The sequence below is a fragment of the Pseudomonadota bacterium genome (genome assembly GCA_030775045.1).
GTDB lineage: Bacteria > Pseudomonadota > Alphaproteobacteria > JALYJY01 > JALYJY01 > JALYJY01.
In genome coordinates this window covers 1-11,364 of the sequence record JALYJY010000060.1, presented here as the reverse complement: position 1 = coordinate 11,364, position 11,364 = coordinate 1, and the positions used below count along the sequence as shown (strand labels likewise).

The following is an 11,364-nucleotide window of genomic DNA, read 5'->3' as shown; positions in this document are numbered from 1 at the left end:
CATCAGGACCGGAGGTTCCGGTCAGACGGGATATAGGGCCGGGAAAGCAGGAGAGTCAAGGAGGGGTGTCAGTGAACCCCTGGTGTTGCGGGCTGGCCGCCCCTTCCACCGGTGGAAGGAGGGATCGGAACTGGCGGATGTTCCTTTCTGTACATGCCGATGAGACGGTCAAAGCTGTTCTGCCGGGGCGGCACGCCTTTTTCCAGACAACCCATAAGCTGGCCCACAATGTAGAGGGTGGCCTTTCCCCTGTCGTACAGGGAAGATTTGTCCCCTCCATATGCACCTGCACTGTAACCGGCTTTCTCGAACAGACCCCGGACAGCATCCATGGATTTTCGGGAAAGGCCTTCCCCCCGATCAGCCAGTTTCACATACTCCTCGACCCAGTCAACGATACGATCCGGATCCCGGGATTTCAGGACGCCCTGCAGCGTCTTTTCATGCCCGGTTCTTTTGTCCTGTAACCGACAGGCTTCTTTCCAGGATTCGTCCACCTCGTCCACCGTCTGTCCCCTGTAGATCATAACGTGGATTCCAAGTACATCCAGACGCACAGGCTGCCTGTATGCGTTTGCCATTTTCAGGGCATCCGGGATTACTTCCTTTCTGAGATCTGCACCCCATCCGGCTTCAATTTCCAGAGGCTTTACAGAAGCCGGTCCGGAAGCACCGGGGTCTGGCAAATCATGAATATCCCGCAGATCCTGCACATCCTGGCCTGGCTGTGCTGTTATCTTCCTGCCGTTGAAATCAAACCTGACCGGACATCTGTGTTCAGTGGCAAGAGACAGGGCTTCTGCTGCCGTCATGTCAAAAGTCTCGCCCCACTTCGGCTCATAAACCATGTAGGAACCATATGGATTTTTTGGCATCTGTGTTCTCTTCAGGCTGTTTCAGGATCTGCACTTCTGAAAATAGCTTCCGGAAGTTAAAAAAACCTGAACAGAAAATCTTCATCTGCCTGCACAGCCCTGTCAGGGCAGGAAATTGCACAGATACCCTGTCTCTGCCGCTTTTCCGATCCCCATGCCCCGTGAAGAGGTGAACGCCGGCGTCTGCCCCACAGACAGGTGAGGATAGTCCGGTCCCGACTCCATGATTTTCACCTGGCCGGGACCAAGGTGCCGCACAAGCAGGGCCGTGCCCGGGGTGCAGTTCCGGGAATCATCCGGATTCCATGGGCCATCGTTGCGACGGACTTCCCATGACTGTTTCACCGGCTGGAGATAATAGTCTGTCTCCCGTCCGCCTCCGGGCTTCGGGACAAACTGCTGGACGACGAATACGCCCGGACAGGCCGTTGTGCGCAGGAACGCTTGCAGGGCAGCCTCGGCATCCCGGCATTGCTGCAGGAACGGCGGAGGTGGCGAAGACGGTGGGGACGGCAGGGATGGCCCGGGACCCGGTGGCGGAGAAGGGGAATCCGGAATCTCGCAGCCGGCCAGGACTGCACCAAGGGCGAGGGCCAAGGTACGGACTTTGGTCATGGGCATCTTTCCGGATCCTTATCCAGGACATGTCATCAATTGACGCAGAATGAGCCAGATGACAAGCGTTTTCGGAGAACCGGAGCGGAGCGTACATTACAGTACGTGAGCACCGGAAGCGGAGAAAACCGAAGTCAGATGGCCATTATCCGTTTGATTGATGACATGTCTCACGCCGCCAGCACCTGTTTCACCTCTGGCATTTCCTCCGGGAAGCGGTAGATGTATTCCCGGTCCAGGGGCACGGCATCGCGCTGGTGGGCCAGCTGGATCTGGAACACCATCAGGTTCAGGTTGCGAAACCCCACCTCGCAGGCGGCCAGGTAGAATTCCCACATGCGGCAGAAGCGGTCGTCGTACAGCTGCATCGCCCGCTCCCGGTTGGCCATGAACCGGTTGCGCCAGTGCCGCAGGGTTTCCGCATAGTGCAGGCGCCAGACCTCCACATCACAGACCCACAGGCCTGATTTTTCCACCGCTGTCATGACCTCGGACAGCGCCGGGGCATAGGCTCCGGGGAAAATATACTTGCGGATGAAGGGATCATTGATGCCGGGCGTGTCCCTGCGTCCGATGGCGTGCAGGACAGCCACCCCGTCCGGCTTCAGGCACTTGCCCACCGTCCGGAAGAATGTGTCAAAGGCGTTGACGCCCACGTGCTCGAACATGCCCACAGACACGATCCGGTCGTACTGTTCCGTCTCCTGGCGATAGTCCCGCAGGTCAAAGGATACCCGGTCTGTCAGGCCCGCCGCCATGGCCCGCAGGCGGGCGTGTTCCAGCTGTTCCTCTGACAGCGTGATGCCGGTCACATGCACATCGGCTGTTCCGGCCAAGTGCAGGCCAAGGCCGCCCCACCCGCTGCCAATATCCAGGATCTTCTGCCCCGGCTTCAGCAGCAGCTTTGTGGCCAGATGGCGCTTTTTCAGGGCCTGCGCCTGTTCCAGGGTCTCGGTCCCCGTGGGGAAATAGGCGCAGGAATACTGCCAGTCCCGGTCCAGGAACAGGGTGTACAGGTGCGGTGACAGGTCATAGTGATGAGCCACGTTGGCCATGGACCGGGCCAGCGGGTTGAACTGCTGCAGCCGGCGAAGGGGCTGCTCCAGGCCATAGCGCAGGCGCATCAGCCAGGATCCCGTCATGGCCATGGGCGCACGGGTGCACACGTCCAGAAAATCGTACAGGGTGCCTTCCTCGATGGTGATCCGGCCATCCATGTATCCTTCCCCCAGCGCCAGCGAGGGAGAAAAGGCCATGCGCCACAGGATACGGCTGTCATGAAAACGGACCGTGGCCCGCGGAGTCCCGCCCGGGCCATAGGTGAAAACCCGGCCCTGCGGATCAATGACGTTCAGCCGTCCCTGCCGGATCACCTTCCGGAATACACTGTCCATCAGCATGCTTCTCTCCCTGGCGCGAATCCCTGTTGCCAGTGTGAAGGGACCGGCCACACTGTCACGGGGAAGGATGGGGCACTCCGGAGGGGGAAAGCTTAATAACCAGCGGACTGTCGGGTATTAGAACTGCAGGTTGATTAATATAACAAGCAAAAACTTTTGCTTGATAAACCATCTTCCGGTTTATAATAAGGTGCAGGCTATCCGGCCTGATCAGCAATCAAGAAAAAAGGTTGATTACAATGAGTTTCAAGGGACAGCTCGCCGCCGGGGCAGCGACAATCGTTCTTGCGTCAGGATGTTTCAGTCATGTCCGACAGGATACATACCACGATGAACCCATGGGGAATGCCGAACTGGCTGCCCCCCAGGTTGTTGCCGCCCTCAAGCCGGTTCTGGGTGAGATCAAGATCAGCTTCAAGGATCTATGGGAACAGTCAGAACCCACACTTCCTGCCCAGTGTTCTACGGTTGTGGCCCAGTTTGGCGATCAGCTGTGTATTTTTGCCAACTGGGAAGTTGCCGCGCTCTATGCATTCAACCCTGCAAATATTGGTATGGGCCTGAAAAGAACAGGTTACAAAATGCATGATTTTCTTTTTGATGGTCTTGCAGGGAACCAGAAAACGTATATAGGACCGGCTCTTGGAAAACTTCTGAACGCATGTCCTTCAGCCTTGGAGAATCCATGGGTTCATTACTGGGCCTACAGTCTGGATGAAACAGGCAGAGAACCCCGTACAGGAATGGCGTATCCGGCACCCACATGCCTTAACGGCAACAGGACCGCTCCGGAACCGACCCTTCCACCAGAGAAACCGGATTCCAATAAAAACCCCGTCCCCGGTGCCTGAATAACTTTAATATTTTCCGGTTATCACAGAGCCGCACCCCGTCACCGGGGTGTGGTTTTTTGTTGTGTGCTGCGGCAGGAACTGTTCCAGTGGGAAGGACAAGAAGGCTTTGCCTTTTCCAGCCATCCCGGCCTCCGAGCCGGGATCCAGTGCGCCGTGCGTCTGCACGGCACATGAGTTATATGACGCGCGGACGCGCTTCTGGATCCCCGCCGGAGTTTACCCTCGCGAAGGTGGGGGCGGGGATGACAGGTAAGATGAAATTCCACAGAAAATAAAATGGGATCCCGGCTTAACGCCGCGCAAGCGCTGGCGCTGCGGGTCGCCGGGATGACGTTTTTTTCTACAAACAAAAAATGCGACACGGATGTTACATCCCTGTCGCGTCTGCTGTGCTGACGGTGTTTCAGTTCACGGCCTGTTTTGTCAAGTCGGCGCCAGTTTTCTGGTCCACAACCTTCATGGACAGGCGCACCTTGCCGCGGTCGTCAAAGCCCATGACCTTGACCTTCACCTGGTCGCCTTCCTTGACCACGTCGCCGACCTTGCCCACACGCTCGTTCTTCAGTTCCGAGATGTGCACCAGGCCATCCTTTGCGCCGAGAAAATTGACGAAAGCACCGAACTCCATGATCTTGACGACCTTGCCGTCATAGATCTCACCCACTTCCGGCTCGGCCACGATGCCCCTGATCCACTTGATCGCGGCTTCCGAGGCTTTCGGATCAACCGAGGATACGCGGACAGTCCCGTCATCCTCGATGTCGATCTTGGCGCCGGTCTGTTCCACGATCTCGCGGATCACCTTGCCGCCCGATCCGATCACATCGCGGATCTTTTCCTTCGGGATGTTCAGAACCGTGATCCGGGGTGCATTCTCACTGACCCCTTCGCGGGCCTGGCCCAGGGCCCGGGCCATCTCGCCCAGGATATGCATGCGGCCGTCGCGGGCCTGGTCCAGAGCGATGCGCATGATCTCCCCGGTGATCGAGGTGATCTTGATGTCCATCTGCAGGGCCGTGATGCCTTTTTCCGTGCCGGCTACCTTGAAGTCCATGTCGCCCAGATGATCCTCGTCCCCCAGGATGTCGGACAGGACGGCAAAGCGGTCGCCTTCCTTGATCAGGCCCATGGCGATCCCCGCCACCGGACGGACCAGCGGTACGCCCGCGTCCATCATGGCCAGCGACGATCCACACACGGTCGCCATGGAAGACGATCCGTTCGACTCGGTAATCTCGGACACCACGCGGATGGTATAGGGGAACTGGTCCCCGCCTGGAATCAGCGGATGGACTGCGCGCCAGGCCAGCTTTCCGTGGCCGATCTCGCGCCGGCCGGGGCTGCCCATGCGGCCTGCCTCGCCCACCGAATAGGGGGGGAAGTTGTAGTGCAGCATGAAGCCTTCCCGGTATTCCCCGTCCAGGGCGTCAATGACCTGCTGGTCCTGCGCCGTGCCAAGAGTGGCCACCACCAAGGCTTGGGTCTCGCCCCGGGTGAACAGGGCGGAGCCATGGGTGCGGGGCAGAACCCCGACCTCGGCCACAATGGGACGGATGGTTTTTGTATCGCGGCCGTCAATCCGGCGGCCGGTATCCAGAATACCGCCGCGCACGATGTCGCTTTCCAGCTCCTTGAAGGATCCGGCCACAGCTTCGGGCGCAGAGCCTTCGGCGACCAGGGCTTCCTGGGCCTTCTGTTTTGCCTGGCCCAGCTTTTCATAGCGCTTCTGCTTGATGGTTTCCTGATAGGCGGCCTTCACGTCCGCGCCGGCCAGGTCACGCAGGCGGCGCATGAGCGCATCGGAATCATAGGCAGCGGGAGCCAGCTCCCACGGGTCCTTCGCACACTCACGGGCCAGTTCCACAATGGCCTGGATCACCGGCTGGAAGCTCTTGTGACCAAACATGACGGCCTGCAGCATGATGTCTTCCGGAAGCTCCTTCGCCTCCGACTCCACCATCAGCACGCCTTCGGTTGTTCCGGCCACCACCAGATCAAGGTCAAGGCCATCGATCTGCTCCAGGCCGGGATTAAGGATAAAACTGCCGTCCTTCCAGCCTACGCGGGCCGCACCGATGGGTCCCAGGAACGGAACGCCGGAAATGGTCAGGGCAGCCGAGGCACCCGCCAGGGCCACGATGTCCGGGCTGTTTTCCAGATCATGGCTCATCAGGGTGCAGATGACCTGGGTTTCATTCCGGAAGGTTTTGGGAAACAGGGGGCGGACAGGGCGGTCGATCAGGCGGCTGGTGAGGATTTCCGACTCGGTGGGACGGCCCTCGCGCTTGAAAAAGCCGCCCGGGATCTTGCCGGCGGCAAAAGCCTTTTCCTGATAATGCACGGTCAGCGGGAAAAAGTCGATCCCCGGCTTGGCCTGCTTTTCAGCCACCACGGTGCACAGCACACTGGTCTCTCCCATTGTGGCGAGGACCGCGCCGTCGGCCTGCCGGGCTATTTTGCCGGTCTCCAGGACCAGTTTGCGATCGCCCCACATCAGTTCCTTGCGATGTATTCTGAACATTCAGAAATTTTCCTTTATTCTTGCAGGTACAGCCCCATGGCCATACCCGGGCAGGGGCAATATCCCCTGTCCTGTCGTCTGTTTTGTGCTTTTTTCCGGTCGGCCAGTGCCATCAGCGGCGCAGGTCCAGATCCGCAATGATCTTTTCATAGGCCTTGCGGTCGGTTTTTATGAGATAGTCCAGCAGGCGGCGACGCTGGCCCACCAGCATCAGAAGGCCGCGGCGGGAATGAAAATCCTTTTCATGGGTTTTCAGATGTCCGGTCAGGCTGTTGATCCGTTCAGTCAGGATGGCAATCTGCACTTCGGGCGAGCCGGTGTCGTTGGCGGCCCGGGCGTACTTTTTGATCAGTTCCTGTTTGCGTTCGGCTGTAATCGACATCGCATGCTCCTGTCTCTAAAAGTTGCGGACCTGTTCTGGCCGCTGCCGGGATGTCGGCCAGCAGGGTCACAACCTGTCCTTATCGGGCCCCTGTATGCGCCCTCCGGATTCTTTTTTCCAGTGAAAAGCACTGACCCCCGGCGGCAGCCAGTTAAAAGGACATGACCAGAGGCGGGAAAACATGACTGTTTTCCCTTTCTGCACGGGCTGCTTCGGTCGAACGAAAAAGAAGCCCGCTGAATTCCAGGGAAATCCGCTGGATGTCCGGAAGGGCAAGATCTGCCCAGACAGCACCCCGGTCGCTGTCCGCCTCAATCTCCCGGAATCCCCGGACGACAAAACCCGGCAGGAGAACCCCGGAATCGCTGATGCTCCTCATATAATTCAGAAATCCCTCAACGCCGTCCAGGCGCCGGATGAACCCCAGAAGCCTGATTCCGTCATTGGGAATGCGATTTTCAAAGAAAAAAACCGTACGTGACTGCATGGTGTCCTGCCTTTCTTTCCACTTGAAGAAAACAAAGGTGCACCGGACAGTGCCTGTACCGCACTGTCATCGCGTGCGTACCAGTCAGGAAGCCATCCTGACACAGGGCGGGCCTTTCTGTCACGCATTCCACCGGAAAACGGCCAGGAATCAGGGAATTCCGGCAAACTCGAAGGGTTCCAGGTCCGCCAGCGTCTGGCTCAGGACAGACAGTTTTCCATCCTGGGCGGTGACAGGAATCCGCACGATCTGCTGCCCATTGGCATCCGCCGCCTTTGGCAGGGCCAGAAGTGCCAGGCGAATCAGGAGGGCATACTGCGGCAGTTGCCCCTCTCCCGTCGCCATGCTGTTTACCAGGGGATCAAGCCCCCTTGCGTCTACGGTGAAAGCTCCCAGCGGACGCATCCGGGCATCCAGGGTCGCCGTGCCCGTCAGTGTGGCAGAGAACGGCGCGGCCGACAGGGTCAGTTCGTCCACTTCCAGGGCGCCACCCCTGTCGCGCCACTGTTGCCATGACCCTGCATCAGGGCCGGCGGGCATATCGCCTGTCAGGCGGGCCGAAGTCCTGATACTGTCCAGGGTCAGTTCCCCGATTCCCTGAAAGGCGGGCGAAGCCTTCAGCGTTACAGGACCGGCAGACAGCGCAACTCCCCGCAGGCGCAGAGCCATGTCCAGATCGATGGTGGCGTCTGCCGTGCCGGCAGCAATCAACAGACTGCTGTTGTCCTGATTTTTCAGGGACAGAACCAGTCCGGTCATCTGCGGCAGATGGATCCGGGTCCAGTTCCAGGGACGGACATATCCGGTGACGGACGGGGAAGACAGGATCCCATGGTTGTCTTCCAGACGCACGTCCTTCAGCTCCAGCCGGATGGCTGCGGGAAATCCGGACACGGTATACGAGCTCCAGGTCAGGGACCCGCCGTCCCGCTGTACGGTCTCCTGCAACGCCGCAAGACTTTTTCCGGTCTGTCCTGCAGCGTAGAACCAGAGACCTGTCCAGGCCAAAACCAGCATCCCCAGGATCGCGGCAGCACTGGCCAGAAGCTTTCTTTTTCTGGACACTGTATTCACTCCCCGTCTGCGAGACCACCCCCAAACCCGCTGCCGTGAGCGGATTGCCGCCGGCTTTGAAAGACAAGGCAGGACGCCATGGCAGTTCAGGGTCTGGGGGTGGTCTCTATGGCCATTTCACCTCGGGTGGCAGGGACATGAGGATGGCCTCCACATTCCCGCCCGTTTTCAGTCCGAAGGTTGTACCACGATCGTACAGGAGATTGAACTCCACATAGCGTCCGCGGCGCACCAGCTGGTGTTCCCGCTGCCAGTCCTCCCACGGCTCGTTCATCCGGCGACGGATGATGCGCGGCCAGACGTCCAGAAAAGCCTCCCCCACCGCGCGGGTAAAGGCAAAATCCGCCTCCCGGTCGCCGCTGTCCAGCTGGTCCCAGAAAATACCGCCGGCGCCGCGCGGCTCGCCCCGGTGGGGCAGGAAGAAATAGCGGTCGCACCAGTCTTTGAACCGGCTGTAATAGTCCGCTCCGTGGACATCGCAGGCGGCCTTCAGGGCCGCATGGAATTCAGCGGTGTCCTGCTGTGTTTCCGGGCTGTCCATGAACATGGGAGTCATGTCGGCCCCACCCCCGAACCAGGCTGCACTGGTCACCAGATGGCGCGTATTCATGTGCACCGCCGGCACGAGAGGAGAGTGCATGTGGGCCACCAGACTGATCCCGCAGGCCCGGAACTGTCCCGTTTCTCCGGCGCCGGTGATCTGGCTGCGGAATTCCGGACTGAACGTGCCATGGACGCTGGAGACGTTGACGCCCACTTTCTCGAACACCCGGCCGCGCATCAGCGACATGACACCGCCGCCGCCGTCCACCGGCTGGCCCTGGTCGTCCAGCTGGGGCCGCTTCCAGGCCTTGCGCTCAAACCGCCCGGACGGCAGATGGGACAGGGGCCCGGCCAGGTCATCCTCAATGGCTTCAAAAGCCTGACACATCCTGTCGCGCAGGCTTTCAAACCACAGGCGGGTCCGGTCGTGGAAGGCGATCAGATCGTCATTGCTCATTGGCGGAATCATTACCACAGGAAAAAACCCGGGACATATCGTCAATTGACGATATGTCCTAGCCGCCCTTTTCCATATCGATAGCCGCCACCATGCGGGCGAGGTTTTCCGCCAGTTCGTCCAGCAGGGCTGAGGATGTGGCGGCCGGCGTTGTGGTCCATGTCTTTGCGGGTGTCTGTCGCGTCTGGCCGCGCAGGGAGGCGGACACGGGATCGCACCAGATCCTGTACCCCGGCTGGCCGTCGCAGGCCCATTCCAGCGCATCGAGGGTCTGGGTGAACCGGATGCGGGGATACAGGGCAGGAAGCTCCAGAAACCCCTGTTCCCCCAGCAGGCATACCAGATCCTCGATCCTGGACCAGGCGATGGCTGATCCCTGGTCCGCGGCCCGGATAGCCGCCCAGGGGCTGTGCTTTTCCGTCCTGGCGGGAAGGGAAGGTTTGCGGTGTGTTGTCATTTTCCGGTGTCCGCCGTTTCGTCCATGGGGACAGGAACGCCCGTGACAAACTTGGTTTTCCGGACAGTCATGGTAGATTTTACATGGGCGATGTTGGGCGCTGCCGTCAGCGTTGTGGTCAGGAAATCCTGGTATTCGTCCCAATTTTTTGCCACGACCTTCAGCAGGAAGTCATAGTCGCCAGCCAGCATGTAACACTCCACAACCTGGGGCCAGGATTCGACCAGGGTGCTGAAATGCTGCAAGTCAGCGTCGGCATGGCTGGATAGGCTGACCAGGGTAAAAACCGTCAGCGTATAGCCCAGGGCCGAGGCGTTCAGCCTGGCGTGATAGCCACGGATATAGCCCGACTCCTCCAGCGCGCGGACGCGGCGCAGGCAGGGCGGCGCAGAGAGGCCCAGATTCTGGGCCAGTTCCACGTTGGTCATGCGGCCATTGTCCTGCAGCATCTTCAGGATTTTTCTGTCTAGAGGGTCAAGCTTCGGGCGACGCATTTTTCCCCCTTATTCTTCTTTTGTGCAGACTGCGTATCGATGGTGATGTTACACACAACTTTATGAAACAAAAAGAATTAACCTGTTCCCCTGACGGGAGAAAACCCTGAATTCCCGAAGCAAATCGCCGCTGGTATGCTGGCCGGCATGCTGGATTGTGACGGATGGCAAGGCCGGCACGGAAAACCCCTGCCTTGGTCTGGCAGAGGCCATGGGTCTGGAGCCGGTGGTGAAACGCATCCGCCTGCGCACGCCCTGGCGGCAATTATCGCCGCTGCTCCGTCCGGGGGCCCGGTACAGTTTCAGCCCTTCCGGCGACCGGATCCAGCCGCCCTGGCCGGATATTCTCATCACCAGCGGCCGGGCAGCGGTGATGGCCGCGCTGGCGATGCGGCAACAAAATCCCGGAACCTTTGTGGTCCATGTGCAGGACCCGCGCATCAGCGCGCGGCATTTTGATGCGGTGATTGTCCACGGCCAGGACCGGATCCGGGGACCGAATGTCATTGTCATCACAGGCGCCCTGACGCGTGTTACGCCCCAAAGGCTGGAAGAGGCCGCTGCACGGTTCCGGGACAGCCTGACGGGCATTCCCTCTCCCCGCGTGGCCGTGCTGGTGGGAGGCAGCAGCCGGGTCTGGCGCATGACCCCTGCTGTCATGGGAAAGCTGGTGGAACAGTTGCAGGCTCTGGTCCGGGATCAGGGCGTGGGCTTGATGGTTACAGCCTCCCGCCGGACAGGAGAAGAAAACGCGACTATCCTGCGCCAGGGGCTGAAAGGCCTGCCCGGAACAGTGTTGTGGGATGGGCAGGGAGACAACCCGCTGTTCGGATATCTGGGTCTTGCGGACGCCGTCATCGTGACGGGAGACAGCATCTCCATGCTGTCCGAGGCGTGCTCAACCGGAAAGCCGGTATACATCGTGGACCTGAAGGGCGGGTCAGAAAAATTCCGGGCCTTTCACCGGACCCTGTATGCGGGCGGATATGCCCAGCCCTTCACCGGCCAGGCGGCATTTGGCCCGGCCCCCCAGCTGGACGACACCGCCCTGACCGCCGCCGAAGTCTGGCGGAGGTACAGGGAAAAGTAGAATGGTTGAGTTTATATCTGCGGCCCACCTGGAGAGGAGGGTTTTCCTCCAGGAATTCCAGGCATAGGGCCCCTGCGGATTCCAGGGTCTCCTCCGGGAGTTCCGGGTATGGGTC

The 11,364-nt window shown here is 59.8% G+C and carries 12 protein-coding genes; 2 read left to right on the top strand and 10 right to left on the bottom strand.

What is annotated here, in order from left to right:
- Nucleotides 1-68 precede the first annotated feature (68 nt).
- From M3O22_06370 to M3O22_06360, 3 genes are all read right to left on the bottom strand, one after another.
- Entirely contained in the window at nucleotides 69-875 is an 807-nt protein-coding gene (locus M3O22_06370) for a hypothetical protein (protein MDP9196370.1), read from the bottom strand.
- A gap of 102 nt (nucleotides 876-977) precedes the next feature.
- Nucleotides 978-1,490 carry a hypothetical protein gene (locus M3O22_06365; GenBank protein MDP9196369.1) on the bottom strand — a complete coding sequence of 171 codons (513 nt, stop codon included), beginning with the start codon at nucleotides 1,488-1,490 and terminating at the stop codon, nucleotides 978-980.
- Between the two features lie 170 nt (nucleotides 1,491-1,660).
- On the bottom strand, nucleotides 1,661-2,890 hold the full coding sequence (locus M3O22_06360; protein MDP9196368.1) for a cyclopropane-fatty-acyl-phospholipid synthase family protein: 1,230 nt from the start codon (nucleotides 2,888-2,890) through the stop codon (nucleotides 1,661-1,663).
- Nucleotides 2,891-3,360: 470 nt separating this feature from the next.
- Here M3O22_06360 and M3O22_06355 point away from each other — a divergent pair, with 470 nt between their 5' ends.
- Nucleotides 3,361-3,741, top strand: a complete 381-nt coding sequence (locus M3O22_06355) for a hypothetical protein (GenBank protein MDP9196367.1) — start codon at nucleotides 3,361-3,363, stop codon at nucleotides 3,739-3,741.
- Nucleotides 3,742-4,147: 406 nt separating this feature from the next.
- Here the strand turns inward: M3O22_06355 and pnp are convergent, their stop codons facing one another.
- The 7 genes from pnp to M3O22_06320 all read right to left on the bottom strand — a co-directional run bounded on the left by pnp (nucleotide 4,148) and on the right by M3O22_06320 (nucleotide 10,159).
- Nucleotides 4,148-6,265 (bottom strand): polyribonucleotide nucleotidyltransferase, encoded by a 2,118-nt coding sequence (gene pnp / locus M3O22_06350; GenBank protein MDP9196366.1) that lies wholly within the window; start codon nucleotides 6,263-6,265, stop codon nucleotides 4,148-4,150.
- A 112-nt stretch (nucleotides 6,266-6,377) separates the two neighbouring features.
- Nucleotides 6,378-6,647: a 30S ribosomal protein S15 gene (gene rpsO / locus M3O22_06345; protein ID MDP9196365.1), complete on the bottom strand. Its 270-nt coding sequence runs from the start codon at nucleotides 6,645-6,647 to the stop codon at nucleotides 6,378-6,380.
- A 151-nt stretch (nucleotides 6,648-6,798) separates the two neighbouring features.
- Nucleotides 6,799-7,134, bottom strand: coding sequence for a hypothetical protein (locus M3O22_06340; GenBank protein MDP9196364.1), 336 nt, complete (start codon nucleotides 7,132-7,134; stop codon nucleotides 6,799-6,801).
- Nucleotides 7,135-7,284: 150 nt separating this feature from the next.
- Nucleotides 7,285-8,199, bottom strand: a complete 915-nt coding sequence (locus tag M3O22_06335) for a DUF2125 domain-containing protein (protein ID MDP9196363.1) — start codon at nucleotides 8,197-8,199, stop codon at nucleotides 7,285-7,287.
- A 115-nt stretch (nucleotides 8,200-8,314) separates the two neighbouring features.
- A complete protein-coding gene (gene hemF, locus M3O22_06330; GenBank protein MDP9196362.1) occupies nucleotides 8,315-9,208 on the bottom strand; it encodes an oxygen-dependent coproporphyrinogen oxidase in 894 nt (297 codons plus the stop codon).
- A gap of 58 nt (nucleotides 9,209-9,266) precedes the next feature.
- Nucleotides 9,267-9,665 (bottom strand): hypothetical protein, encoded by a 399-nt coding sequence (locus M3O22_06325; GenBank protein MDP9196361.1) that lies wholly within the window; start codon nucleotides 9,663-9,665, stop codon nucleotides 9,267-9,269.
- Nucleotides 9,662-10,159 (bottom strand): Lrp/AsnC family transcriptional regulator, encoded by a 498-nt coding sequence (locus M3O22_06320; protein MDP9196360.1) that lies wholly within the window; start codon nucleotides 10,157-10,159, stop codon nucleotides 9,662-9,664. The genes M3O22_06325 and M3O22_06320 overlap by 4 nt, the downstream gene beginning before the upstream one ends.
- Nucleotides 10,160-10,316: 157 nt before the next feature.
- Between M3O22_06320 and M3O22_06315 the strand changes: the two genes are divergently transcribed.
- On the top strand, nucleotides 10,317-11,249 hold the full coding sequence (locus M3O22_06315) for a mitochondrial fission ELM1 family protein (GenBank protein ID MDP9196359.1): 933 nt from the start codon (nucleotides 10,317-10,319) through the stop codon (nucleotides 11,247-11,249).
- Nucleotides 11,250-11,364 lie beyond the last annotated feature (115 nt).